Origin of the sequence: Ignisphaera sp., assembly GCA_038831005.1 — an archaeon.
In the GTDB taxonomy this organism is placed as follows: domain Archaea; phylum Thermoproteota; class Thermoprotei_A; order Sulfolobales; family Ignisphaeraceae; genus Ignisphaera.
The window spans coordinates 54,629-80,442 of sequence record JAWBKZ010000002.1 but is presented as its reverse complement, the minus strand read 5'-3'; the positions used below and the strand labels follow the sequence as shown (position 1 = coordinate 80,442).

25 protein-coding genes are annotated in these 25,814 nt (G+C 36.0%); 8 read left to right on the top strand and 17 right to left on the bottom strand.

What is annotated here, in order from left to right; all coding sequences use genetic code 11:
* From QXK50_02080 to QXK50_02065, 4 genes are all read right to left on the bottom strand, one after another.
* Positions 1 to 1,071, bottom strand: coding sequence for a formate--phosphoribosylaminoimidazolecarboxamide ligase (locus QXK50_02080; GenBank protein ID MEM2007951.1), 1,071 nt, complete (start codon positions 1,069 to 1,071; stop codon positions 1 to 3).
* A gap of 6 nt (positions 1,072 to 1,077) precedes the next feature.
* Complete coding sequence (gene purB / locus QXK50_02075; protein ID MEM2007950.1) at positions 1,078 to 2,433, bottom strand: adenylosuccinate lyase; 1,356 nt, start codon at positions 2,431 to 2,433, stop codon at positions 1,078 to 1,080.
* A gap of 13 nt (positions 2,434 to 2,446) precedes the next feature.
* Positions 2,447 to 3,562: a formate--phosphoribosylaminoimidazolecarboxamide ligase family protein gene (locus QXK50_02070; protein MEM2007949.1), complete on the bottom strand. Its 1,116-nt coding sequence runs from the start codon at positions 3,560 to 3,562 to the stop codon at positions 2,447 to 2,449.
* 124 nt (positions 3,563 to 3,686) lie between these two features.
* Complete coding sequence (locus tag QXK50_02065) at positions 3,687 to 4,625, bottom strand: branched-chain amino acid transaminase (GenBank protein ID MEM2007948.1); 939 nt, start codon at positions 4,623 to 4,625, stop codon at positions 3,687 to 3,689.
* Positions 4,626 to 5,011: 386 nt separating this feature from the next.
* On the opposite strand from QXK50_02065, the gene QXK50_02060 reads away from it, so the two are divergent.
* Complete coding sequence (locus QXK50_02060; protein MEM2007947.1) at positions 5,012 to 5,938, top strand: metallophosphoesterase family protein; 927 nt, start codon at positions 5,012 to 5,014, stop codon at positions 5,936 to 5,938.
* On the opposite strand, the gene QXK50_02055 is transcribed toward QXK50_02060, so the two are convergent.
* Positions 5,925 to 6,935, bottom strand: coding sequence for a nucleotidyltransferase domain-containing protein (locus QXK50_02055; GenBank protein MEM2007946.1), 1,011 nt, complete (start codon positions 6,933 to 6,935; stop codon positions 5,925 to 5,927). The two genes, QXK50_02060 and QXK50_02055, sit on opposite strands and share 14 nt — an antisense overlap.
* An 89-nt stretch (positions 6,936 to 7,024) precedes the next feature.
* On the opposite strand from QXK50_02055, the gene QXK50_02050 reads away from it, so the two are divergent.
* Positions 7,025 to 7,903 (top strand): tetrahydromethanopterin S-methyltransferase subunit H, encoded by an 879-nt coding sequence (locus QXK50_02050; protein ID MEM2007945.1) that lies wholly within the window; start codon positions 7,025 to 7,027, stop codon positions 7,901 to 7,903.
* A gap of 55 nt (positions 7,904 to 7,958) precedes the next feature.
* Here QXK50_02050 and QXK50_02045 read toward each other — a convergent pair whose 3' ends face one another.
* The 3 genes from QXK50_02045 to QXK50_02035 form a co-directional block, all read right to left on the bottom strand.
* Positions 7,959 to 8,876: a cysteine synthase family protein gene (locus QXK50_02045; GenBank protein MEM2007944.1), complete on the bottom strand. Its 918-nt coding sequence runs from the start codon at positions 8,874 to 8,876 to the stop codon at positions 7,959 to 7,961.
* Between the two features lie 160 nt (positions 8,877 to 9,036).
* Positions 9,037 to 10,170 (bottom strand): sugar-binding protein, encoded by a 1,134-nt coding sequence (locus QXK50_02040; GenBank protein MEM2007943.1) that lies wholly within the window; start codon positions 10,168 to 10,170, stop codon positions 9,037 to 9,039.
* Between the two features lie 89 nt (positions 10,171 to 10,259).
* A complete protein-coding gene (locus QXK50_02035; protein MEM2007942.1) occupies positions 10,260 to 11,231 on the bottom strand; it encodes an ABC transporter permease in 972 nt (323 codons plus the stop codon).
* Positions 11,232 to 11,314: 83 nt separating this feature from the next.
* On the opposite strand from QXK50_02035, the gene QXK50_02030 reads away from it, so the two are divergent.
* Complete coding sequence (locus QXK50_02030; GenBank protein ID MEM2007941.1) at positions 11,315 to 12,850, top strand: sugar ABC transporter ATP-binding protein; 1,536 nt, start codon at positions 11,315 to 11,317, stop codon at positions 12,848 to 12,850.
* 189 nt (positions 12,851 to 13,039) lie between these two features.
* Here QXK50_02030 and QXK50_02025 read toward each other — a convergent pair whose 3' ends face one another.
* Positions 13,040 to 14,383, bottom strand: a complete 1,344-nt coding sequence (locus tag QXK50_02025) for a hypothetical protein (protein MEM2007940.1) — start codon at positions 14,381 to 14,383, stop codon at positions 13,040 to 13,042.
* A gap of 876 nt (positions 14,384 to 15,259) precedes the next feature.
* On the opposite strand from QXK50_02025, the gene QXK50_02020 reads away from it, so the two are divergent.
* A complete protein-coding gene (locus QXK50_02020; protein ID MEM2007939.1) occupies positions 15,260 to 15,589 on the top strand; it encodes a hypothetical protein in 330 nt (109 codons plus the stop codon).
* Positions 15,590 to 15,695: 106 nt separating this feature from the next.
* On the top strand, positions 15,696 to 15,977 hold the full coding sequence (locus QXK50_02015; protein ID MEM2007938.1) for a transcriptional regulator: 282 nt from the start codon (positions 15,696 to 15,698) through the stop codon (positions 15,975 to 15,977).
* Positions 15,978 to 16,532: 555 nt separating this feature from the next.
* Here QXK50_02015 and QXK50_02010 read toward each other — a convergent pair.
* On the bottom strand, positions 16,533 to 18,200 hold the full coding sequence (locus QXK50_02010) for a DEAD/DEAH box helicase (GenBank protein ID MEM2007937.1): 1,668 nt from the start codon (positions 18,198 to 18,200) through the stop codon (positions 16,533 to 16,535).
* 147 nt (positions 18,201 to 18,347) lie between these two features.
* Positions 18,348 to 18,758: a hypothetical protein gene (locus QXK50_02005; GenBank protein MEM2007936.1), complete on the bottom strand. Its 411-nt coding sequence runs from the start codon at positions 18,756 to 18,758 to the stop codon at positions 18,348 to 18,350.
* Between the two features lie 120 nt (positions 18,759 to 18,878).
* Here QXK50_02005 and gatC point away from each other — a divergent pair, with 120 nt between their 5' ends.
* Genes gatC through gatB form a run of 3 tightly spaced genes read left to right on the top strand, consistent with a single transcriptional unit; the run spans position 18,879 to position 22,091 of the window.
* Complete coding sequence (gatC, locus tag QXK50_02000; protein MEM2007935.1) at positions 18,879 to 19,169, top strand: Asp-tRNA(Asn)/Glu-tRNA(Gln) amidotransferase subunit GatC; 291 nt, start codon at positions 18,879 to 18,881, stop codon at positions 19,167 to 19,169.
* A 6-nt stretch (positions 19,170 to 19,175) separates the two neighbouring features.
* Entirely contained in the window at positions 19,176 to 20,642 is a 1,467-nt protein-coding gene (gatA, locus tag QXK50_01995) for an Asp-tRNA(Asn)/Glu-tRNA(Gln) amidotransferase subunit GatA (GenBank protein ID MEM2007934.1), read from the top strand.
* Between the two features lie 6 nt (positions 20,643 to 20,648).
* Positions 20,649 to 22,091, top strand: a complete 1,443-nt coding sequence (gatB, locus tag QXK50_01990; protein MEM2007933.1) for an Asp-tRNA(Asn)/Glu-tRNA(Gln) amidotransferase subunit GatB — start codon at positions 20,649 to 20,651, stop codon at positions 22,089 to 22,091.
* Between the two features lie 261 nt (positions 22,092 to 22,352).
* Here the strand turns inward: gatB and QXK50_01985 are convergent, their stop codons facing one another.
* The 6 genes from QXK50_01985 to QXK50_01960 are packed head-to-tail and all read right to left on the bottom strand — an operon-like array spanning position 22,353 to position 25,814.
* Entirely contained in the window at positions 22,353 to 22,688 is a 336-nt protein-coding gene (locus QXK50_01985; GenBank protein MEM2007932.1) for a hypothetical protein, read from the bottom strand.
* Positions 22,648 to 22,974, bottom strand: coding sequence for an RpoL/Rpb11 RNA polymerase subunit family protein (locus tag QXK50_01980; protein MEM2007931.1), 327 nt, complete (start codon positions 22,972 to 22,974; stop codon positions 22,648 to 22,650). The genes QXK50_01985 and QXK50_01980 overlap by 41 nt, the downstream gene beginning before the upstream one ends.
* 54 nt (positions 22,975 to 23,028) lie before the next feature.
* Complete coding sequence (locus QXK50_01975; GenBank protein MEM2007930.1) at positions 23,029 to 23,655, bottom strand: DUF2067 family protein; 627 nt, start codon at positions 23,653 to 23,655, stop codon at positions 23,029 to 23,031.
* Positions 23,642 to 24,217, bottom strand: a complete 576-nt coding sequence (locus tag QXK50_01970; GenBank protein ID MEM2007929.1) for an exosome complex RNA-binding protein Csl4 — start codon at positions 24,215 to 24,217, stop codon at positions 23,642 to 23,644. Before QXK50_01970 ends, QXK50_01975 begins: the two co-directional genes overlap by 14 nt.
* A complete protein-coding gene (locus QXK50_01965; protein MEM2007928.1) occupies positions 24,214 to 24,849 on the bottom strand; it encodes an METTL5 family protein in 636 nt (211 codons plus the stop codon). Before QXK50_01965 ends, QXK50_01970 begins: the two co-directional genes overlap by 4 nt.
* Entirely contained in the window at positions 24,843 to 25,814 is a 972-nt protein-coding gene (locus QXK50_01960) for a diphthamide synthesis protein (protein MEM2007927.1), read from the bottom strand. The genes QXK50_01965 and QXK50_01960 overlap by 7 nt, the downstream gene beginning before the upstream one ends.

Below are 25,814 nucleotides of genomic sequence, written 5' to 3'. Positions count from 1 at the left end.
TTACGTTAGAACTTTTTGAAGAACGTTCCTCTCTATAGCCATTCTCAACTCTCTTGAAATTCTTCTACCTGTACTCATAGGTTCATTCCAATAGAGATACGAGTAGGGGCTACCATCTATGTAGAGATTGGTGCCAGCCACTATTCTACCTGAGAATTCGAACACCTTTATATTCATATCTCTATCTATAATGCTCTCGAGGCAGAAAGGCCCTATAATACCCGAAGGTACGAAACTTTTAGCGGCTTCAACAAATTTTATACCATATTCAAGCACTTTTGGTAAGAGGCTTTCTCTAAGTACAAGAGGTATATTACCTACTACAGTAAACGTTGGCTCTAGATCTATATGTATCGATATGTTTGGAGGTATCCTCTTGATACCATCTATATCTGATTCGTATCTTATATCAGCTCCTAGAATCTCAACACGATCTAGTATAGGGCTATAGAAGTAGTGATAATAAGCTGTTACTCCAACAATGTATTCCTGGATTATAATCTCATCAAGATTCTTCACAATTCCTTTCTTCATGTACTCATTAATTTTTTCAATTATTTTATCTTTAGACATGGCTATAAAGTATCCTCTACCACCTTTAGCACCTGGAAGCTTAACCATGACTGGTTTCGTTATTTCATCCCCTAGATTAAATATTTCTGGAATAGGTATACCTGCTTTCTTAAGTAAAGCCATTTTTTTATGTTGATTAGCTTCAATTGAAAACAGATATCTAGAGCCGAATATAGGAATAGGTATATATTCTGCACACTCTAAACCTACATACTCGACATAACTTCCATGAGGAATCAAAACACTATTCCTACTTCTGAGTTGAAGAACAACTTCATCATTACAGAGATCTCTCCAACTCTCAACAACAATAACGTGGTCAATAAGATGCTTAAAGTTGTTGTAGAACCATAGTCTATCTTTAGTACATATTAAAACACTCGAGAGCTTCTCTAGCTTGGCTCCATGAAGAATCTGTAGAGATGAATGACTTGCTAAAGTAGCTACAGATATCTTTTCTGGATCGTATCCAGCGATAACTCTATCTATATTTATCATCGTTTTTCACAATGTACATACAGATTCTATAATGGACTTAGCGTAATTTATTGTTCGTTCAATAAGCTCTCTATAGTTACCCAGATAGTTTCTATAATCAAGAATCTCTCTAAGCTCTTCTTGTGAGAAGTATTTAGCTATTTCTGTATCGTTGATCAGCTGATCTAGAAGAGATCCATTAGAAGAAATACTTCTTGTAATCTCCTGAAGTTTTTTGTGTGCTATATGTCTAGGCATACCTTTTTCTACAAGTTTGATCATAACGGCTTCAGCCATTATAGCTCCTCTACTTAACTCTAGGTTTCTTCTCATAGCGTTTTCATCAACATATATAGTGTTGAGCAACTTCTCCATATCGAGAAGTATCTGGTCTATAACTAGAAACATATGTGGTATTAGTATTCTCTCACTACTACTGTTTGTGAGATCTCTTTCATGCATAAGAGGTATATTCTCTAGAGCAGTTAAGACAAGAGCTCTAGCTATCTTAGCTAATCCTGATATTCTTTCAGCCGTAATAGGATTTCTTTTATGTGGCATCGTACTACTTCCCACCCTCGTGACCGCTTCATATACCTCACCTATCTCTGGTCTCGAAAGTTCTCTTACCTCAAGAGCAAATCTATCCAATTGACTAGCTAGTATAGCCAGATTCGATATAATTTCAGCAAAACCATCTCTAGGAGCTACCTGTGTAGAAATTATATGGGGCTCGAGACGTAGATACTCTAGGGTATACTTCTCGACCTCAAGTCCCTTTCCACTCCATGCAGCCATCGTTCCAACAGCTCCACTAATCTTGCCCTTAACAACCCTTTTGCTAGATTCACACAACCTCTCGTAGCTTCTAGTGAATTCATATACATAGTTCGCCATCTTGAATCCAAATGTCATTGGTATCGCATGCTGTCCATGTGTTCGTCCAACCATGAGTGTATCCCTATGTTTTTCAACTAGATCTATAATCATGTATATGGTTTTCCTCAATCTATTCATAATAATGTTTAGAGCCTCCCTTAATATCAAGGCCCAAGAAGTATCCACAATATCGTATGATGTAGCTCCAAGATGTATATATCTACCACATTCACCACATCTTTCACCCAATATATACGCAAGAGATGCGACATCATGGCCTAGATCTTTTTCCCGTGAATACATTTCAGAAGCTTTCATGTTTTCAGAACATTTTTCGACAACCTCTACACATTCTCTAGGTACTAAACCAGCCTTAGATAGACCAACTATAAGAGCTTTTTCAACAAGTATATAGTGTTTTACTATCGATTCTGCTCTAAATAATTCCCTCATCTCTTCTGATCCATATCTCCACTCTAAGGTACACATAAAGTCTAGAGACATAGAATCACCTCTATCATGTAATTATTTCTTCAATACAGTTCATATATATACAGTCCTTTATCTCCATAGCTATACGTCTACCCATACTTATCGGCTTACCGAAATAGAGCTTACTATACTGACTACCTATACCCATGTGCACATTCGTACCACCACCTATCCTTAGAGCTACATCGAAAACAACTACATCCATATCAGGTGTAACAAAGAGTTGTAATGTGAATGGCCCTATTACTCCGGGAGGCTCTACTCTTTCTACAGCTTCAACAAATCTATCGCCTATCATGAAGAGCTTCTCAAGCATACTCTCTCTAATTGTCGCCATCTCGTGACCTATCTCTATCATCTCTATATCTATGTACTCCTTCAGCTCAAGCTGAATTTCTGCCGGTAACTTGAGGAATCCATCAACATTGGTTTGAAGCCTTCTATCAATACTTATCAACTCTGTATCTCTTCTAGCAATACTTCTAAAGTAGTTAACATTGAAGTGTGCTCCTATAACAAGTTCCTCTATAGAGGCTTTATCGAGATCTTTTTCGCTGATGATACCATCAGCAACGAGTTTTTGGAACTTCTTCCAAAAATCATCTTTATCAACAGCTACAAAAAAGCCTCTCTCAACCCTCTTTTTGGCGTGAGGCATCTTAACCATGACTGGTCTATCTATCTCATTTGGTTCGTTAAAGGTTTTGGGTCTCCTTATACCAGCTACATCTAGTAGTCTGTAGTATGTTTTTTCACCTACTCTTTCCTCATATCTAAGGAGGTACCTATTCCCAAATATAGGGATATTGAACCGCTTTTCAATGTTTTCATAACCTACATACACTGAGAAACTTCTGTTGGGTACGAATATAGAGTTGTAGAGTCTGAGAGTGGATACAACATTTTCATTAACTATATCTGCGAACCTATCGAGAATTATAGGGTGATCCACAATTCTTCTGAATCTAAGATAAGGTGTCTCTCTACCTTTCTGACAAATAGCTACAGTTCTGAATCCCTCATCTTTAGCGCCATCAAATAGGTCAAGAGCTGAATGACTTGCTATTGTCGATATGCTTAGGTGGTCCATATCTAGGCTATAACTCTCCAACAGTTCCTTGGGATTAAACTTCTTATCCAAATATCTCAACCGGATTAATCATAGCTAGTCTCAATATATAAGGCTTTTGAAAACACTATATGTATTAAATAAAGATAGTAATAGAGCGATATATACACGTTTATTTAAATCTAGGATTGGCTACCTAGTCTATGGCTACTGATGTGACCCAATGTATATATCTCTCGATCTTACCTAACGCCACTTCTCTATAGAGGTCCATCAACTTTTTAGTAACTTCACCCACATTACCATTCCCTACAGTTCTACCATCTATCTCTATAATGGGTGTTATTTCTGCAGCTGTACCTGTGAAGAAAACTTCATCACTAGTGTATAGCTCTGCACGCCTAATTCTTCTCTCTTTAACCTTTATACCTAATACTTCTTTTGCTAGAGTAATAACGGTATCCCTGGTTATTCCCTCTAGAATACTGTTATAAACAGGAGGTGTTATTAATTCACCGTTCTTGACTATAAATATGTTTTCGCCAGAACCTTCAGCTACATAGCCTTCGCTATCAAGCAGTACAGCTTCATCATAACCATTTATATGGGCTTCTAAAGCCGTTAAATGGTAAAGCAGATAAATACCTGTTGCTTTAGCTTCAACAGGTATTGAATCTGGCGCTGGTTTTCTCCATGACGATACCATACACCTTATTCCATTAGGTTTAAGATATTTACCAAATTCTACAGATATTATAGCTACATCCACGGGATTCTGAGCTCTTAAACCAAAACTCCCTAATCCTCTAAAGGCTATAGGTCTTATGTATATATCGTTTCTAAACTTATTTGCTTTCACAAGCTCTATAGTTGCATCTATAAGCCTCCTCATAGGATACGGAATATCCATATAGATGATTTTTGCTGATCTATACAATCTCACTATATGATCCTCTAATCTGAATATCTTGATAAACCCATTATCGTAATAACCCCTTATACCCTCGAAAACGCCAGTACCATAGTGGAGAGCATGTGAAAACACGTGAACTTTAGCTTCATCCCATTTAACTATAGATCCGTTGAACCATACATAAGGAGGCCATTTAATAGGTATACCACTTTCCTTAGACATGAATTCAAGCCTCTTTGATTTGGCTATACTAGTAACTCTAGCTAAGGGTAGATATAATAAGTTTATATCAGTATAACTAGCTGATACATGTTTATACATATAAACTATATAGTTATCTAGTCATTGGCTGCTACAAGGATTACCAACAATGTATCCCAATATAGATATTTCATTTATTAGTAAGTAGATATGAGAATGAATGCCATTTGGCGGAGATTTCGCTACACATAAGCTAATTATCTGGATATTCACCAGATGTGCAATAGAGTAACATAGTAAAGGTATATTCATTAAGACTGAAGGATTTATAGTATGGCCTGAAGATAGAGGGAAATCGTTAATGGTTATATACCTAAACACGTAGATGGTACAAAGAGGTAAGGCTCATGGATCTAGATGACTTGGCTAATAAAGCTATCGAGTCATGCAGTAACTACAATGAGTATAGAGATATATTGAAGAAGTTTAAGGATCAACTAGAGTTTGAATATAATATGATGGACAAGAAGATGGTTATTGTCTCGAACAATATCGATAAAGCCGTATTCTTTGGAGATATACATGGAGATCTACACACACTCTATTTATTGATTAAAGAAACAAGGTTACTAGAGCTCTTAAGGAATGGATGGTATGCTGTATTCCTTGGAGATTATATAGATAGAGGTGAAAACCAATTAGAGGTGCTCGCACTCATATCTCTACTTAAGAACGAGTACCCCAGTAGAGTCATAACTTTACGAGGAAACCATGAACCCGTACCTCATCTTGTTCCATATCCCCATGACTACATACATTATCTTGTACATAGGTTTGGGAAAGCTGATGGGCTAGAGCTCTATGAACTTAGTAGAGAATTGTTCAACTATATGCCGTTAGCTCTATACATATATGGAAAACTGTTCGCTGTTCATGGTGGTCCTCCAATTAAACGTGTACAGAAATTTGAGGATCCTCATGAGATACTTTCTATTGAAAACGATATTGAAGCTATAGAAGATATGCTGTGGAGCGACCCTATTGAAAACGATATAGAGTATGTGGATAGTTATAGAGGAGCGGGTAAGTTATGGGGTATACCGATAACAAAACAAACATTAAGGAAACTCAACATAAAGCTCATCGTGAGAGGACATGAACCTGTTAATGGGTATCGTTTTAGTCATGACGGTAAAGTGCTAACATTATTCAGTATGAAGGGCCACTATGGCAATAGTTGTGCTTCATGTCTAAAGCTTCACCTAGATAATCTAGATGAAGATAGTAATGAATCACTTGAAAATGTCATTAAAAACAACATCATCTCTGTATAACCACCATATAATCATTTTCATCACCTAGATAAAGCCTATGATGGGTTCTTCCATTGATAGTCTCTACAAGTTCTATTGTTCCATATGCCTCAACAATATCATCTTCAGTAGCAATCTCGTTGAATCGTCCTCTTAAGCTGTACACCTCAGTAACATTATCTACTTTCACACCATAATCATGTTCAACAATCTCTACTCTATATCTACATGGTGTATATATGGAGTCCTTAGAGTCTACAATTCTGAGTTTAAGGAGAGCTTTACCTAACTTTTTGCATCTATAGGTGCCGTATTGAGGTTCTTCCCACGGATATTTAACTAACCTTATGAAATACTCTCTATTCTTGAAAAACCCTTCAAGTAGCCTCCTAGATTCTTGATAAAGCATCTGATCGAAAGTTATAGGAGTCTCTATAGCTCTTCTTAAGTAAAGTTGTTTGAGAGTTTCTTTAGTGTATCTACGGTATCTATGGTCTCTATCTACAACTTCTTTAAGATAGCTATAGACTCTAAATCCGTTATTCCTACCATAGATAACAATGTCTATATCAGAATCAGCTCTATGTAGCTCTACAAGAACAGAGCCAGAAACGCCAATGGCTTTAACTCCTGTAGAATCAATTATGTCTACCACCATATCCTTTACATCAGTTAATGTTGCATCTGATGTAGATAACTCTATGAGTTCTTCAGCTTTCTTCACAGGATTATATATCTTGGCTATATCTGTAGTAGGTACCAAGACAATACTTCTACAGAAAAATTCATCATGCTTAATATATTTGGTGTATATAGATGTAGCATAGTTGTATTCTTCATTTATACTCGATATCTTTTTGTATCTCATACCATTTCTGTCAACTCTATCACCATTAACATCAACAACATACTTAGGGAAAGAAACAACACTACCTAATGGATGTGTAACTCCTTTTGCATAGAATATGTCTCCTTCTCTGAGCTTAAAGAAGAAACCCTCAATAATACCTATGTCCAACCTTTACCACTCTACAAATAAATACATAGATATATTGTAATAAGCTTTAATATTAGTTCACATGACATGAAGTTTATTGGGGTGTTGAAATGTTTAGATACTCATTTGAGCAAAAGATATTTGAAATAAAGGGTTTAAAGATAGGAGGACAGCCGGGAGAGAATCCACCTATACTAATAGGATCTATATTCTACCATAGACATAAAATTGTTGAAGACGAGAAAAAGGGGATATTCAATAAATCAGAAGCTGAAGCTCTTATAAAGAAGGTAGAGGAGTTATCAGATAAAACCAAGATACCTTATATGTTCGATGTAGTTGGAAGTACTGCTGAAGCTATAGTTAAGTATATAGATTTTGTTGCAACTGTAACACAAGCCCCAATACTAGTTGATGCTTTAAGCGATATAGCTGTAGCTACAGCTGCGCTAAAACATGTTAAAGAAGTTGGTCTAACTGATAGAGCTATATATAACTCTTTAACGGCTAAATCAAAAGATGAAGAATACAAAATTATTCAAGAAAATGGTATTGATAAAGCTGTGCTACTGCTCTATACAGATAAAGTCCTAGATGTTGAAGCAAGGCTGAAGAGCCTTGAAATAATGCTTGAGAAAACCAAGATCTATGGTATTAGCAAACTTCTTGTAGACACTTTTGTCATAGATATACCTACTCTATCAATAGCTATGAAAACAGGCATAGAGGTTAAGAAAAGATATGGACTACCTTTTGGATGTGGTGCGCATAATGCTATATCGGCGCAGAGAAAATCATTTAAAGAGAGATTTGGTAGTGAAGGAGTTAAGGTATGTGAGCTTGCATCTAATCTTGCAACAATTGTTGTAGGAGCAGACTTCTTGCTCTATGGACCTATCGAGGCAGCTATCGATATCTTTCCATCAGTCTACACTATATATACCTCCTATAGATATCTAAAGCGAATGAATCAGACAATACATATATAGATTGTTTTTCAATCCACAGATCGTTCTCTCCAGCCAAATAAATGATTGATGTACTTTACATCATGATATTCTGTTCCAATAAGTCTATGTATCTAAAGATTGAATCAACAATAAGCGTAACTATAGTTGATCTAGGTTCTAGCTCTTTCGATATCTTTAATGCACCAACAATATTTGCTCCCGAGGATATTCCACCTAAGACTCCTTCATCTCTAACTAACCTCAATGACATATCTAGTGCTTCGGAATAAGGAACTTCTATAACCTTGTCTATGATGCTTCTATCTAGTAGTGGTGCTATATCTTTGTGTAGAAGTCCCTCTATTCTATCTATACCAGGTCCTCCAGCAAGTTTTGATCCTTTTGGAGTAACTGCAACAATTACTACATCCCTCTTTCTCTCTTTAAGATACCTACCGACACCTGTAATCGTTCCTCCTGTACCAACACCCATAACGAAACAATCTATAGATCCGTTCAACTGATTCCATATCTCAACAGCTGTAGTTTCATAGTGTGCCCTAACGTTCGCGGGATTTGCATACTGATTTAGGAATACACCACCTCTTTCTTTAGCTATATCTTCAGCAAGCTTAAGATAATAGTTTGGAGATGATGGATCTTCATTACCAAAAACTACTTCAGCACCCATGAGCTTCAATAAACGTACCTTATTTACACTTGTAGCTTTAGGAACTACGATAATAGGGATTAGACCAAATCTTTTAGCTATAAAGGTTACAGATATAGCTGTATTACCGCTAGAAGCTTCAACCACAATATCTCCTTCTTTGAGACCGTACTTTTCTATAGCACTCTTAACCATATATAGAGCAATTCTATCTTTATGACTACCGGTAGGGTTAAAGTATTCAAGTTTAACCAATAGCCTACAGTTGTTAAAGGGTCTAATTCTAGTGAGCTCAAGTATGGGTGTATTCCCTATAAATCTCATTATATCGGTAACACTCATTGTTACAACCCTATGTCATGTATTTTAGCCTATACCTTATAAAAAGCTAAACAAAATTAAGAATTTGATCAAAGATTATCAATGTTAAGCAAATTGTACAGAATATTGATGCAGGTAAAAAATGATAATTTATGTTCAATTCCCTGGCTATACTTCTCGGCTAACTTAATCCAAGTAGTGCTGGATCTATGCCTAAGCTTTGGGCAAGTGTTTTGTACTCATCAAGAGACATGACTACTACTTCATCTCCTGTGGGTGCTACAAACTTTATACTTCTTGTTGAAACTATATCGACCCCTGTATCGTATATTCTGTTTGATGGGTAATTAGGTATCAATTGCTTTATTGCATTATCTATACCCATTTTAGTCATATTGTATAGTAGTTTAACTCCATAATATCCCATGAAGTATTGTCTCTGACCCACTGTAGCTAGAGCATAACCTTCTATGAGTGGTGGTACATTATCTGATGTAACATCAAACTCTATCAATACAACCTTTCCTGGGGATATACCTGCCTGATTTAGTGCTTTAGCCCATGCTGGACCATCGTATGCATAGACACCGAAAGCTATATGGAGATCGGGGTGACTTTGAAGAACCGATAACGCTAGACTTAGTGCTTGGACGGGATCTTCTTGATCATTGTATGGACCTAGCCATATCAAGTTTATGTTGCCTCTTATATCGGGATCTTTTTGTGAACATTCCTCTATGGCTTTCTTAAAGCCATCCATTCGTTCTAGTGAGTTCATAGCTGTAAGAGAGCCCGTAAGCATAGCTATTTTTAGAGTTGCGCCAGGTCTTATGTATCCTTTTTCTTTAGCAAATTGCCAAGCAACTAGACCAGCAAGATATCCTGCTCTCCAGTTACCAGTACCTAGATACACAAGCCTATTACTTTGAGGAGCATCAGTATCTATGGTAATAACAGGTATACCTTGCTGTAGAGCTTTATTTATGTAGGGAGTGGCTGCACCAGGATCAGAAGGAGCTATAGCTATTCCGGCAACTTTCTGAGCTACGTAAGAATCCATTGTACTTAATTGGGCTGGTACATCTTCTTTTGAAGGAACCCAAAATATAGCCTCTACCCCTAGTTCTTCACCAGCCTTCTTAACACCAGCCTCAACAACGCTCCAGTAAGGATGTACTGATTTGCCTATAACAACGAATACAGGTTTCTTAGCAACTTGAGGTCTTATGTACATCCAAGCAATAATTCCACCAACTATAGCTATAATGACGACGGTTATAATTACGTAAGCAAGAGTTTTAGACATAGCTTTCATATCCACACCCTACCTCAAGTATATATATTGTTCTCGTAGATAAAAATTTTCATGAATATTTAAATAATCTACAAACGGTAAACCTAGGTTTATCTACCTTTTCTTCTGTAAAGGTCTATTGCCACAGCAATAGCTAGAATCACGCCCGTTATGGAGTCATACCAGTATGGAGATACTCCTGTAAGAACTAAGGCATTCCTTATTAGTGTTACCAAGAAAGCACCTATAACAGAACCTAGAGCTATTCCTTCACCTCCTGCTAGACTTACACCACCAATGGCATTAGAAGCTATAGCATACAATTCTTGACCTTTTCCAACACCTGGGTAACCAGTCATCATTAATGCTGTAAATATTACTCCAGCTATAGCAGCACATATACTGCTATAAGAATACGCAAATAGACGTGCCTTGTTGATTGGAACACCACTCAATCTAGCAACATCTATATTGCCACCAATAGCATAAAGATATCTACCAACTATTGTATATCTCTGAATGAATATAGTTATGCTTCCAACAATAATGAGAATAAGGGCTAACATCAACGGTTGTGCAATAAGTGATAGTTCTCTATATTCGTGAAGAACTATTGGCCATCCCAGAGTAATTGCACTAGCAAATCCTCCCCAGAATATTAAGCTAGCTAGGGTTATAATGAATGCAGGCATTATTTGAGGCAATGGTGGTGAAAAGAAGCTTACTACAGCTCCATGAAAAAGTCCTATAAGAGCACAAATAAGTATCGTGACTATTATACCTAAAATTATTACCGTTAATGTGCTTCCTGGGACTCTTGTTATAAATAGTGCTAGTATCATTGATGCTGCTGATGCAATAGAGCCTACTGAAAGATCTATACTGCCAGAAATAAGTACCATAGATTCTCCCATGGCTAAAACACTTAATCCTAGAAACCATGTTAGAAGAACTTGCCAATTCTCTATACTCCAAAACCTGGGATTAACTATACCAGTGATTATGGATATTACGGCTATCGCTATAACGATATTGAATATAGGTACGCGGCCTTTGATCAATTCATCAAACTTTATGCTCATGAAAATCCCTACCATCATTATACATAGGATTTATATATAAGTTTTTATATATTTATCGAAATGAGTTGAAACTGGGTAAAGATATGGAAAAACAGCTAGAGAATGCGAAATATTCTTCACCAATACTTGTAGCCAAGAACATCTACAAGCGATTTCCAGGTGTTGTAGCAGTAAAGGGTGTCTCGATAGAGGTTTTTAGAGGCGAAATAGTTGGTCTTGTTGGTGAAAATGGTGCAGGAAAATCTACATTACTCAAATGTATTAGCGGAGTTCTCAGAAAAGACGATGGCACAATTTTTTGGCTTGGTCGAGAAGTTGAATTTCGTTCGCCTCATGAAGCCTTGGAACATGGAATTATGTATGTACCACAAGATATAGTTTTGGCTCGAAATCTATCTATATACGATAACATATTCTTGGGTATGGAGAAAAAAAGAATGTTTTCATTAAAGAGAAGCTCTACAGAAGTTGATGTCGCAAAAAGATTGCTTAACGAACTTGGTATCGATATAGATCCTAAGATCAAGGGAAAAGATATAGGTGCCGCTATAGCTCAAATGGTTCTAATAGCTAGAGCTCTTCACTTTAATGCAAAACTCATAGCTTTTGATGAACCTACATCAGCTCTAGGACCTGTTGAAGTTGAAAAACTTCTGAACATCATGGTTAAACTGAAGAACGTAGGCATATCTATGATATTCGTTAGTCATAAAATAGAGGAGGTCATGAAAGTAGCAGATCGAATATATGTTATGAGAGATGGCCATATAGTTGCAGAATTCACTAGAGATTCATTCAATTTGAATGAGATTATAAGAGCTATGATAGCTAGAGAAATAAAGGAATTCTTCCCAAAAGAAGAGATAAGTATAGGTCCTTCAATTCTAGAGGTTAAAAACTTGTCAGATAGCTATGGCTTCATAAAGAATGTGTCTTTTACTGTTCGAAAAGGAGAAATTTTAGGAATTTATGGAATTGTTGGTTCTGGTAGAAGTGAAATGATATTGACGTTACTGGGCTATAGGCCCAGAAGTGAAGGAGAGATTTATATAGATGGTAGAAGAGTAGAAATAAATAAGCCTTCTGATGCATTTAGGTATGGTTTAGCATATCTCCCCGAAGACTGGAGGCTTTCTCTAGTGTACCTAATGTCGGCAAAAGATAACATAACTCTTCCAATAATAAATAAAATGAAACGTGTAGAGATTGGGTTAATATCGCCAATAAAGTTATCTGAAGAACTAGAGATAGCACATAACTATATCGAGAAACTGAAGATAACTCCGCGAGATCCCTTCAGAAGAGCAATGTTCTTGAGCGGTGGTAATAGACAAAAGGTTGCATTAGCTAAACTATTGGCATCAAATGCAAAAGTATTGATACTTGATGAGCCAACACATGGTATAGATGTAGGAACTAAAGTAGAGATTAGAAAACTCATTGTGGAATTGGCTAAAGAGGGAAAAGGAATAGTGTTAATATCATCAGAACTTCCAGAGATAACAAATATGTGTGATAGAGTTCTTGTAATGAAGAGAGGTACTATTGTAGCTCAATTCGAACGCAAAGAAGTTTCAGAAGATAAAATAGTTAAGGCAGCTGTATTGGAGAGTGCTTAGTTTTCTACGTAGTACCATCGTATAAAGTTAGAAAGATTTCTAAAGGCTATGTCGTTGATTAGCAAATTAACTAACATATTCAATAAACAGAGCTCTATGACTATCGCCAAATCTCTGACAGCTTCAAATTTTCAACTCTATAATTTAGATTATCATTAAGATACATTAAGTAGATAGAATCTTTATGGTTTAACCATGGATATTGTGTCTATATAGTGTTTGTTTCTTCAGATTATTAATGAAGTTACCTAGATTCTCAAATGTTTCTTTTGAGATTAGTGAGCTGTTTTCAAGAAGTATTGAGAGAACTTTTCTTAATGCTCTCTTCATATTTCTCTCCTTCAATATCTTTGTAAGCTCTTCTACCGAGATATCTACATGTTCTTTGTGTTCGCTAAGTACTTTAACTATTTTCCAAGCAAAACTATGTGCATCATGTATATCAATGCTGCTAAGTATTGATGAAAATTCATCTATGTAATTCTTCATCTTAATCACAGCCTTAGCTGCATTATCGTCAATTATTTCTATAAGTTTATCTGTAATGTTTTCTGTTATAAGTAATGCTGCTGATTTCGCATCATATAGGTACTTTACATACATAGCTTCTGGATAAACCTCTGATTCTAGCTCAATCACCATGGGGTTTTCTGGATCTTCTGTAGCTATGTAGGCAAAATATGATCTTGTTTCAACTCTTTTTAAAACCTCTTCATAGAGCGTGTTTAGAGGTTTAGGCTCTATATATTCTGGAGATCTATATGGTATAAGTCTAGATGTTTCACTCCATGTATAGAGCCTGCCGTTTGGATCTCTAGCCATCAGTATATAGAGCTTGTATCTTCTGTAGTCTTCTCCCAACGGATAGGGAGGTTTTGTTATTGCTGGCTCTGGACCTTCCAACACAAATGTAAAGGTCCATCCCCTGAATCTGTCTAGAGATTTATAGACATTCTCTTCCTGAGCTATTCTATCAGCTACATATACATAGGGATTAGCTATAGAGTCTATAGACTCTATAACAAGTCTGCCTCTCTCAAAATACATGTTATGAAGAACATACCGTGTAGCAAAGATCCATCTATTCATTACCGGATTGAAATAAGCTGTAACTTGCCATCCATCAACTCTCCTAGTTACTTCTACAGGTAGTCTATCGCAATACTCATCTTGAGGTACCCCAGGTGATTTAGCGTAACTTAAGGCTTTAGGAATTGGATAAGCAAGCACCTCTTTAGGTTCATTATCGCTAAAGAGTATCACAGTACCATAGAGATGCAGAGTGAGTGGAAATACCTTAAACGGTGTCTTCTGATTCCATGAATATATGCATATAGAGTTACCATCAACCTTGGTACATCTCTTCTCTACATATCTATTGAATAACTGTTCATACCTACTGATCACAACATCAAGCTTCTTAGTTGGTTGACCTAAGATCCATCCAATGAATTTAATCTCGTCTTCCGAAGGCTCGTATTTCTCGTGTTTAACTCTATAGATGAATTTTTCAGCAATAAAAACCCTATTCATAGAGACCCCATTTTAACTATTTATTTTAAGCTACTAATAGTTCTGCTAATTACTTCAGAAAATCTTTAGTTTATATTTAGAGATAAATATCTCTATTTTGTTCTTGTAATAATTCTATTATCTAGTATCAAAACTCTTTAACATCTATAGCGCCTTCCTAGTACATCCAGAACAACTAAATTAATGTATAACAACCATCTCCTATTCTGTTGAACAATACTCGATATTGTATTCATTCTCTATTCTAACTCCGCGAATTTCTGCTATATCCAAAATGCAAGGACTAAATGCTCTAGTCCTATTAGATTTGTGAACAATAAGTCTAGTTTTACATATTGATAATAAACTATCAAGAATGTGAAGTGTGTAAAACTACTATCTATATTTCTTCTAAAAGAACTCAAATTAGTTGATTCTGATCTCTTAACCATTTTAGAGAATATGTTCACATATTGTATTGATTTTATCAAGAAATAAAAGATAATATACAACGACCTTGTATCTGAATAATATTGAATTTAAATAATGATTCTAGAACCGATGTGAAAGGTCATAGTTAAATACAAGCATTTCAACCTAATGCTTAACTTAATCAAGAGAAGCTATCTAAAGTTAATGATATAATCAACTCTTGAGATAAGTGATACCAGAAACAGCTTAAGTCATCTACAGTAATAGTCGTAGCTATATGTATAGTGTATTTGAAGTAACATTATAACTAAAGTAATCAACTCCATATTTTGTCATAACGAGGTATTTATGGTATAAAGATTTAGATAAATCATAAACTTACGGTACTTTTTAATCGAAAAATTTATATAATGATCAGACCAAATTCAGAGTGTTCTGTAGAGAGCTGGATTGGTGCTTATTGTTTTGAATAGATATAGAGTTAAAGAAGTTATAAAGAGGTGGATGATTTTGAGGACACCTGGACTCTATGAATCTATAGAGCCATTATGTTTAAGAGTCTATAGGAGAAGTTGTCTAGATCTGTTCCTAGATGAACCAGACAAATTTAGAGAACTACTGATGATGCAGTTCAGGGATCAGAACTACATCTACTTCTTAATCAGATATACAATAATTAGACCTCTTCTTAAGGAGTTAAGGAGAGAGGAACTGGAGGAAGAACTTGCCACAGATTTTATTAACGATATTGATAAGTTCAAGACAACCTTTAGAGACACTATAGCTGCTGCCTAATATTGATAGCAATACTTAAGTCCTGGACTCTACATACGGATAACTCTATTACCACTAGCAAAATTTTTATATCTTATGCATTAAGTAAGTGGATTAGGTGTTAATTATGTCAAGAGATCAGATAATTGGATTAGGACTTTTAGTAGCATCGATAGCTGTATCGCTACTTATAATATACTTACTGTTCTTTTCAGTAGAAGAGATCGCAATGATAACTATGAAGATAATAGTTATAGCTGCAGTAGTCGCTTTAGCTGGTATTGTTGGATGGATAGGATATACATTAGCAACAACACCACCACCTAAACCAATTGAAGAAATAGAGAAAGAGATAGAGGAAGAACTTAAGAAACTTGAGCAAGAAACCAAAAAAGAAGAACAGAAATAAACATTAAGGATTGGTATTGTATCTATATCTAATATGCTGATACTATCGCTAATGTTCTAGCGCTAGACCTCCAAATATAGTTTAAGTATAATAAATCCCAACCCTGTATCATTTACGTTTATTTAGTATACATCTCGATATTCTAAATAATCTAGATAGATATATTGCTGATTTTGATCTGTTTAAGATCTTGATTACCTTAGCCCTCTATTCTAATTTGAAGGCTAAGACCCCCACCTCACCTCCTCAAAACGAAGGTGCATCAACGGATCGATGTATCATCATTCCTGGTTTTAGAGCAATGTAAGTCTTTCTGGGATCTTTAGATCTCTAGTTGGGTTGTTCTAAACCTGTTAGTCCTTAGTCTTTTTCTTGTCTACTTCAGTATTGTATCTTATGTTAGTGTATGATGTTCCAAAGGTTGTGATATTCATCAATAAATACATCTGAAACAAGCTACCGTTAGATACTTTGTTTGTCTATAGAATTCGTCTACATGGTTTACAGTTTTACAGCGCTATTGAACTCCAATAAATCAACATTTGCGTGATAATGTTAAGCATTGAGTAGAAGATCCTGGAACATGAGTTTGATAGCTTCTTTTCTTTTTCTAGATTCGAATTCCTCGAATGTTCCCTTAACTATTATCTCGTATAGTTTTGCATGTTTGTTTGGTGCAGGTCTTAAGATTCTGCCTAATCTTTGGATGAACTGTCTTCTTGATGATGTGCCTGCTACAATTATGCCGACGTTTGCGTCAGGTATGTCTATACCTTCATCGCCGACTGTTGTTAGAACCAGTACTCTCAGTAATCCTTGTTTAAAGGCTTCTAATCTTCTTCTTCTTGTTGTTTCATCTAGTTCTCCAATTATGTAGTGTGTTTGAAGTTTTTCAGCAAGTTTTTTGGCTTGCTCTACATATTGTGTAAACACTATTATTTTGCTTCCTTGTTCGAGTTCTTTAGATACTATTCCTTCAACAGTTTTAATCTTTTCTTCAGCATTATGTACAAGCATCCTTAGTTCTGCTCTAATTTTTACAGCTTCTAGGGCTTCTGGTATTCCTCTTCTAGCTTCTTCAAGAATTTCTTCAAAAGTTTTTCCAGCCACCAGTCTTCTATATCTCTCTATAAGCTCTTTGTATTTTTTCTTTTCTTCTGGTGTAAGATTTACTTTGATTGACTCTATAGTGAAGGGAGCTATATAACCTAGTTGTGCTAATTCTGCAACAGACCTGCTGTAGACGATACCACCCATTAGTGGGAAGAGCTCGTTATGCCTTCCATCCTCCCTTATGACTGTAGCCGAAAGACCTAGTCTGTATTTTGCAAACATGTTTTCAGCTATATACCTGAATTTGTCTGCAGGCAGATGATGTACTTCATCTACAACTAAGAAGGAGAAATAAGGTGAAAGCGATTTTATGTATCTAAATGCCGATTGATACGTGGTAATGGTTACTGGAGCTATGCGTTTCTCGGAGCTATAGAAAAATCCTATTAGTGATTTAGGTATACCTGTAAAACCAGCTATCTTTTCTCCCCATTGAAACATTTGCTCCTTGGTATAAGTTACTACAAGTGTCTTAACATTAAGTTCAGCTATAGCTGATACAGCAATGATAGTCTTACCTGTACCTGTAGGTAGTGCTACAATACCTCTATAGCCGTTCTTACGCCATGAATCTAGAGCCTCTATCTGGTAGTCCCGTAATTCGCCTTTGAAGGAGATCTTTAACGGTATATCAATTCTATCGCTAATACTGCTCTCATTAATAACGACAATACCATTGTTTTTCAGTGTCTCAATAACATCAAAAAAATACATAGGTTTAAGCAGCTTGAACATCTTCGTAGACCTCTCATATATTATCCACCCCTTCTTCTTAACATCATCGATTTTCTCGCCAAGATAAGTGCTTGGAACCAAAACCACTTCGTTATTCTGCATCTTTACCAACACTTTAGGCATAAAATCTTCAACAATCTTCCTAACATCATCTATACATCCTGTCTCGAATTCAGCATCATAATCAATCAGTATATCTAGCACATCACTAGGCTCTACTTCACCCTCTCTAACTGCTCTAGAAAGTTTATTTGTATCAAGTTGAAATCTTGATTTCCCTTCCTCTCTACCTAGATACTTAGTGAATTTCGTGAGAAGTTTAAAATCCTCTTCATCTATCCAATCACTAATATAAAATACTATTGCCTTATCCATAGTGCTATACCTTAAGATCTAACATACATTACCTCGTGATATCTGCACCACATTATCTGTAGCTAGATACTAAATAAATTATGTGGTGAACAGAAAACATATACCCGTAGATTGTATTAATACATGGAGAACTTCTTTAGTTCTTTTTTAGAGCTGTAAATCAATAGTGTATCCAGTTATACGTGGCTCTATACGATATCCAGAGATTTCCTCAATAAATTTAGGTACAGTATTTTTGATGAAATACTTGATGTTGTTGTCCTTGATGGGTACCAGGAACCCTACAGTTTCTTGAGAACCGTATAGATATCCATTGTATCTCAATAGAACCTTCATTACATACTCCATGTTCATGTTCCTAACTTTATTGGGATCGAGATGTACTATCAACGCTACAGGCCTTAGCTTATTCAGAGCCATGATGTATTCAAAAGATATTCCTGCATATTCTACATCTCGACCTAGATCCAAGATAAAGCTTATAATGTTGTATCCCATGGCTTGAAGCTCTTCTATACCCATGAGGATAATTGACCTATCTTCAACAAATTCCACCAACTCTTCTACTAGTTCGTTTACATATATATTCTACCACCTGAATCTCTGTTTAATATAGTATTCAGATAATAAAAACCTTATAACCTAGCTAGAAATTATGAAAAATACAAGGTAATGAACATGTATAGTGATATTATTGAGTATTTAGAGAATCTTGTGCTAATAAAGTTTACAGAAGATGAGAAGAACAGAATTCAAAAAGAGGTCAAAAATATAATCGATATGTTTAATATGCTAAATACCGTGGAAGACCTAAACAATTGGGAGCCCCTATATCATGTGCATGATATATCGCTTCCTTTACGTGAAGACGAAGAAACTGAAAGTATTGATGAAGAACATGGTATGTTAGAAGAAAATACTATACTTATCGATAACTATGTGAAGGCACCTAGAACTATTTCTGAGTGATTCTCTTTGGATCTGACGTCGTTGTCCATGTACAAGCTTCTAGACCTGTTTCATTCAGACCCTAATCTTATAGTTGAATACCTGTATAGAGTCTACAATAGGATCTACAGAGTTGAAGAGAAAGTAAAAGCATTTATAACGCTAAGGCCTTTAGAAGAGATTATAGCTGAAGCTGAATACCTTATAAAGAGATATGCTGATGGTAGGAATCATCCTAGGTTGTTTGGCATAGCCGTTGCTGTAAAAGACAATATCTCTACGAAAGGTATTAGAACTACATGTGGATCCAGAATGCTTGAGAACTATGTACCTCCCTATGATGCTACAGTAATAACTAGGTTAAAGAGTGAAGGAGCAATAATAATAGGTAAAACGAACATGGATGAATTTGCTATGGGGTCTACTACAGAAACAAGCGCATTTTTTGTGACTAGAAATCCATGGGATTTATCTAGATCTCCTGGAGGATCTTCTGGAGGAAGTGCGGCAGCGTTAGCAGCTGGTGAAGTAACTGTTGCTCTAGGATCGGATACTGGTGGTTCTGTAAGGAATCCATCATCTTTTACAGCTACCTTTGGTTTGAAACCAACTTATGGTCTTGTGAGTAGATATGGTCTTATAGCTTATGGTAGTAGCCTGGATCAGATAGGTCCTATGGCTAGAAATACAGATGATCTAGCGATGTTACTGAATGTTATAGCGGGTCATGATCCAAAGGATTCCACATCTCTACCTACTAAAGTTGGTGATATACGTGAAGAGATGTATGATCTATTTCATAGAGAGCCTAGATTGAAGATAGCAATAGCTAAGGATCTTTTTGAATATTCAGATGATGTTGTTAGAAATGAAACCTACAAAGCTGTGGACAAGCTCTGTAGTTATCATGAATGTGAGGAAATAGAGATACCTTATGCTAAACAATGTGTAGCTGCTTACTACATAATATCTATGGCTGAAGCTAGTTCGAATCTAGCTAGATATGATGGTGTTAGATATGGTTTAAGGATTGAGGTCGAGAACAAGAGCTGGATAGAGACTTATCGTGAAGTAAGAACAAAGGGGTTTGGTTACGAAGTTAAAAAGAGGATAGCTCTAGGTGCCTATGTTCTGAGTATGGGGTATAGAGACATGTACTATCTGAAGGCTCTTAGGTTTCGTAGAATGCTTAAAGAAACATTTAACAAGATATTCAGTAAATATAATGCCATTCTAAGCCCTACCACACCTATTCTACCCCCAAGGATAGGAGAGTTTCTAGAAGATCCTATAAAAATGTACTATGCTGATTTGAATACAGTTATAGCGAACTTGATAGGGGGACCTGCTTTAAGTCTTCCTGTAGGATTTTACAACAATCTTCCTATAGGTCTACAGATCATGACTAACTACATGGATGAGGCTACAGCTTTCTATATATCTAAATCACTAGAAGAGGCTCTAAAACTTAGGGACTTTATTGTTGATGTGTGATACAACATGTCTTCACTATCGGTAAAGATAGGTCTCGAAATACATGTGCAGCTAACATCACTTAAGAGTAAGCTTTTCTGTTCAACACCTACTGATTATAGAGGTGGTAAGCCCAACACATATGTATGTCCAGTATGTCTAGGTCTTCCAGGAACATTACCTACTGTAAACAAGAAAGCCATAGGGTATGCTATAGCTGTAGCTCTAGCACTTAATTGTGAAATAAGTGGTAAACTCGTTTTTGTAAGGAAGCACTACTTCTATCCAGATCTACCTAAGAATTACCAGATAAGTCAGTACGATGGTATAGGGCTTACACCAATAGCTAGGAATGGTTATATAAAGATCTATAGTAATAATAAGTCAAAGATTGTGAGGATAAGAAGGATAAATATTGAGGAAGATCCAGGCAAAATACACTACATAGGTAGCATAGATACTAGTCCCTACAGCCTCGTGGATTATAATAGATCTGGTATTGCTCTACTAGAGATCGTTACCGAACCTGATATAGAGAGCCCTAAAGAGGCTAGAGCTTTTCTTGAAAAACTTATCGCAATTCTCGAATATCTAGGAGCTACAGATACCTCCTTCGAGGGAGCTTTTAGAGTTGATGCGAATATCTCTATAGCTGGTGGAAGTAGAGTTGAGGTAAAGAACATAGGCTCAATAAAAGAAGTTGAGAAGGCACTATCATATGAAATAATAAGACAGAAGAGGATAGTGGAACAAGGTGGAGATATAAAGAGAGAGACAAGACATTGGGATGGCGATAGAGGAGTTACAGTACCTTTAAGATCTAAAGAATTTGAAGAAGACTATAGATATTTTCCAGATCCAGATCTACCGCCTATGCATATAACTGAGAGCTTTATAGAGTCTGTGGCTAAAGATATGCCAGAACTTCCAGATGCAAGAATAGAGAGATTCATGAAACAATACGAACTAGATGAATATAGAGCATCAATTCTAGTACTATCAAAATGGCTTGCAGACTTCTTCGAAAGTTGTGCCAAGATGTATACAAACTACAAGAAACTTTCAGATCTACTTATAACAGACTTTTTGCGATGGATAAAAGAATACAACATAGATGTAAAATCATTGAAGATAGCGCCAACGCATGTTGTTAAACTCCTTCAATATCTAGATCAAGGAGTTATATCGATAAAAATGCTCAAAGAATTGCTGCCCATGATTATAAAAGAAGGACTAGATGTTGATACCTTAATTCGTGAAGGATATGTAAAAATAGAAGATGAGGCTACACTAGAGAGAACAGTTATAGAGGTTATGAATGAGAATCCTAGAGCAGTAAAAGATGCATTAGAGAATCCTAGAGCAGTAAATTACATTGTTGGTCTGGTGATGAAGAAAACTAAAGGACGTGCAGATCCAGTTAAAACTGTAGAAATAGTAAAGAAGTTCTTGGATAGGTATAGATCATAGCGTGGGTTTATCATCATATGTCAGTACTTAAAACCTGCCATCATCTTCATGTAGAGATCTTCATGTAAAGTCTGTAGCACGATATTGTGTACCGTGTTTACAGTATATAAGTTTACCTCGAATCGAAGACCAATACTAATGTATATTATACTGGTGTCATCAGCCACTATAAGAATCGATATTGTGTGTATAGGAAATCGCATTCTCTATAGCATCACTTATTTGTAATCTACTAAGTCCATAAACATGTAAACCACATTGTTAGATTTTAGTCATCCGTGATTTAATTTGGATCATTCTCATCTTAGCCTTCTTAATAATTTCTTCAACTTCTTTTACTGCTTCTACTAACTCTCTATCCTTTATTTCTGATAAGCTAATTGACTTCTGACTCATACTCCTGCAAACATTATTATCTAGTACATAGTTTATTTCTGCAGCTATTCCTTTCCTCGATTCCAGGAATTCTACTAGTTTGTCACAGCTTTCAATAGGTATAATGTTTTCTATTCTAGCTCTTCCCCTCAATACTGTGGCTACAATACGACCTTCTACTTCATTGATGAGCAATATTCGTGTTTCTTTCTTTAGCTGCATTCTTAAGAACCATATCTAGTGTTTCTAAGAATTTGATTGCTATTGCTTTTGCTTCTGCTATAACCTCTTCTAGGATCTCCATAGGATTCTTTGTACCATCTGTCACTATAACTACTTCTGGGTAAGACACCATTGGATGCTCTATTATATATCCTGCAAATGTTACCCCAGGCTTCCTTAAGGCAAGCTTTGTTAACAGATTTGGTAATGTATATTTATCCTGATCTTGTATAACTATCCTTATCTCTCTTTCTGTATACTTCTTCAATATGAAGTTCACAGCCATAGCGCTACACACTACACTATTGCTTCAATATATTTTGATCTATAAATTCTTATGCTACACATCATTTTTGTTAAAAATATCATCAAGTTCTTCTAATGCTTGAAGCCAGGGTATTGTCAATTCGTTTTTCTCATTTAGGTAACCAAGGCTCTGAAGAGCTTCAATGATTTCTACATGGCTAGTATTATATATAGCTACAGCAGCTATAAGCAACTTCTTTAGACTACTCGAGTATGGCATAGACTCAATTTTCTGCTGAACTTCAGCAACCTTTTTTGCTACAGTTATTACGGTATCTAGATCTGTATCAGCGTATATTAGTGAACCATTTACTTCTGCATCAATATCGAATTCTTTCTTAAGTACGTAGGCAAGAACATCAAGAGGTATCATTCTCTTTGTGTATCTAACTATAATTTCTGAAGAAATACCTCTTTTAGGATCGTGTTTAGGAGATCCATACATCGATAGAAAGTCTCTGATTTTTGTAATAGCTGATATAACATTAGGCTCCAATCCTATCACCTTAATGATTAGTTTATTAGATCTCATCTCGATTTGCAGATCAGCTTCTAGAGATAACTCTTCATCTATTTTCTCAAGAATTTCAAGACATTTTGATACGTTATTACAGCTATAGGAGAAGGATCTCTCTATATAGCTACCACTAGGCTTTGGCATTTCTCTTACCTTTGACCTTCATGTAGTCTAGAGATATTTTTCTAATCTCGGTATTACCACATACACTACATTTAAGTTTATCTCCATCCTTGTAGAGCTCGTTACCACACCTAGAGCAGAAGGCCAGAATGACCCCTAGTCTGGGTTCTTTAGCGGTAACGAGTATAGGTATATAGCTGTTTAGAACCTTGACCCTTATCAAATCTCCTGGTCTTACGTAGTTGTAAAGACTGTCACCTTTAGCATCTGTTACTTGAGATATATGGAGTACTCCCGTGAAACTGTGTTTGAATGGTTTAGCTATATCGTAACCAATTATCTTAATGAAAGCCATATCGTCTCTCATAGCATCTACATACCCTATGACAGTTTCACCAGTCTTAGGTATTTTCAATTCTTTAATTGGCTTTATTTGCACACGTCTGTTCGCATTATCGTAAACAGGTTCGCCTACCATAGATGCTCTAACGATTCCATTTTCATCTACATACACACCCTTATGAGCTAAATACTCCTCTTCTTTACACAGAGGTTCGCCAGGTAAAGCAATCCTTTTGCTCATACATATATTCCTCTATATCTCGATATAGCGTACATAGATACCTTAAACCTGTGGATGCGTTTTCTATGTTTCGGGTATACAGCTCCTATGGACATGAACCTCACTAACATATTCCTAATTGTGTATCCTTCATTTTGCACAGTTCTGTAGATGAGTATATGAGATTCGGGGTTATATTTATGTATAGTGTATACAGCTTTAGGCTTAAACTCTAGAGCTTTTTTGAGAAAAACTATATCTAGTCCTTTTTTATATACACCAAATGGGGGGTTCATAACAACGGTATCTATGTTCTTAATATCGAGGAAATTCACATCAGCATTAACAAAATGAATATTGTTAAAACCCTCACTTACGAGAAAAACCTTAGCTACATTTAACGCCTTAACATCTATATCTACACATATAACATCCTTAGCACCAAGAAGCAGCGCCCCATAACTAAGCCTACCTGTACCACAACCTAAATCAACAACAGATTTACCCACTATACCTTCATACATATGAGCCATCCAGAGAAGTTCTGAAGCTACAGAACTATCACATAGATACTGCTCAAGAGCTATAGATGGCGATATTAAGTATGGTACTTTACTAAGCAGGATCTCTAGCTCTTTCCTGCTTCTCACCATGGATATACATACCTATCCTTCATGTCATCGATAACCATTAAAGCCTCACCTGGAGTTATAACAGGTACATCTACGTCATAAAAATCAAACGCTAGATAAGGACATGAAGCAACGACTATAACATCATAATTGCTCCCTATGTTAGTGATAACATTTCTATCCAATTTTAATACTTTCGCTACATCTACGTATAGACCTTTATTCCTCAACCTCTCCAACAGAGCATCAACAAGATCTTCTCTAGATTGTCCATAGAAGCCTGTAACAATAAGCCACCTCCTACCTTCTGAAGCTTTTGCTGTTTTCCAAAGTCTGATCCTCATAATTCTATCCACTTCTTTAACCGGCGACCACAATCTGTATGTATAGGGATCTACACACATTACATCGATTGTTGGATCTCTGGACCTTACCATTAGGTATTGAGAAATGCAATTAAACATTCCTCCAGCAATAACTACAAGGTTGGCGCAACCGCTAACATTGGTGGACATACATCCTAGAGAAATGCCTTTGAATATAATATCACAATCTTTATGATTTAGTTTTCTCGCTAAGGATGTATGTTGAGCTGTTGTTGTTATACAGATCTTTTTGTTTTTAGAACATATATCCTTAATCATTTTCCCTATTTTCTCGAAATCAGCAGATACATATTCTACAGGAACAAATAATGTATTGATAGAGGGTCTATATAAAGGGTATTCTGTGTGACCGAAATGTAGTATAAGCTCTGCACCTACCTCTCTTGCTGTATATTCATCTACAAGACATGGACCATGACTAGGATTTAACGAAAGTATAATATCTATCTCTCCAGCTAGATCTCTTATACTTTTTGCTATATAGTTATAACATCTATAAAATCCTTCAGGAAGCTGGATAAGTATCCTTTGGACTTTATTTTCTTTTACTACTTTCACTACTCTATCTATATCGAAGTCAAAATCTTTGCAGAAATCCAT

Excerpts from the sequence above, each read along its gene's own strand:
- QXK50_02080 (MEM2007951.1), bottom strand. The coding sequence starts at position 1,071 with ATGATAAATATAGATAGAGTTATCGCTGGATACGATCCAGAAAAGATA.
- purB (MEM2007950.1), bottom strand. The coding sequence starts at position 2,433 with ATGTCTCTAGACTTTATGTGTACCTTAGAGTGGAGATATGGATCAGAA.
- QXK50_02065 (MEM2007948.1), bottom strand. The coding sequence starts at position 4,625 with ATGTCTAAGGAAAGTGGTATACCTATTAAATGGCCTCCTTATGTATGG.
- QXK50_02060 (MEM2007947.1), top strand. The coding sequence starts at position 5,012 with ATGGATCTAGATGACTTGGCTAATAAAGCTATCGAGTCATGCAGTAAC.
- QXK50_02050 (MEM2007945.1), top strand. The coding sequence starts at position 7,025 with ATGTTTAGATACTCATTTGAGCAAAAGATATTTGAAATAAAGGGTTTA.
- QXK50_02045 (MEM2007944.1), bottom strand. The coding sequence starts at position 8,876 with ATGAGTGTTACCGATATAATGAGATTTATAGGGAATACACCCATACTT.
- QXK50_02040 (MEM2007943.1), bottom strand. The coding sequence starts at position 10,170 with ATGAAAGCTATGTCTAAAACTCTTGCTTACGTAATTATAACCGTCGTC.
- QXK50_02035 (MEM2007942.1), bottom strand. The coding sequence starts at position 11,231 with ATGAGCATAAAGTTTGATGAATTGATCAAAGGCCGCGTACCTATATTC.
- QXK50_02030 (MEM2007941.1), top strand. The coding sequence starts at position 11,315 with ATGGAAAAACAGCTAGAGAATGCGAAATATTCTTCACCAATACTTGTA.
- QXK50_02025 (MEM2007940.1), bottom strand. The coding sequence starts at position 14,383 with ATGAATAGGGTTTTTATTGCTGAAAAATTCATCTATAGAGTTAAACAC.
- QXK50_02015 (MEM2007938.1), top strand. The coding sequence starts at position 15,696 with ATGTCAAGAGATCAGATAATTGGATTAGGACTTTTAGTAGCATCGATA.
- QXK50_02010 (MEM2007937.1), bottom strand. The coding sequence starts at position 18,200 with ATGGATAAGGCAATAGTATTTTATATTAGTGATTGGATAGATGAAGAG.
- gatC (MEM2007935.1), top strand. The coding sequence starts at position 18,879 with ATGTATAGTGATATTATTGAGTATTTAGAGAATCTTGTGCTAATAAAG.
- gatB (MEM2007933.1), top strand. The coding sequence starts at position 20,649 with ATGTCTTCACTATCGGTAAAGATAGGTCTCGAAATACATGTGCAGCTA.
- QXK50_01985 (MEM2007932.1), bottom strand. The coding sequence starts at position 22,688 with ATGCAGCTAAAGAAAGAAACACGAATATTGCTCATCAATGAAGTAGAA.
- QXK50_01980 (MEM2007931.1), bottom strand. The coding sequence starts at position 22,974 with ATGGCTGTGAACTTCATATTGAAGAAGTATACAGAAAGAGAGATAAGG.
- QXK50_01975 (MEM2007930.1), bottom strand. The coding sequence starts at position 23,655 with ATGCCAAAGCCTAGTGGTAGCTATATAGAGAGATCCTTCTCCTATAGC.
- QXK50_01970 (MEM2007929.1), bottom strand. The coding sequence starts at position 24,217 with ATGAGCAAAAGGATTGCTTTACCTGGCGAACCTCTGTGTAAAGAAGAG.
- QXK50_01965 (MEM2007928.1), bottom strand. The coding sequence starts at position 24,849 with ATGGTGAGAAGCAGGAAAGAGCTAGAGATCCTGCTTAGTAAAGTACCA.
- QXK50_01960 (MEM2007927.1), bottom strand. The coding sequence starts at position 25,814 with ATGGATTTCTGCAAAGATTTTGACTTCGATATAGATAGAGTAGTGAAA.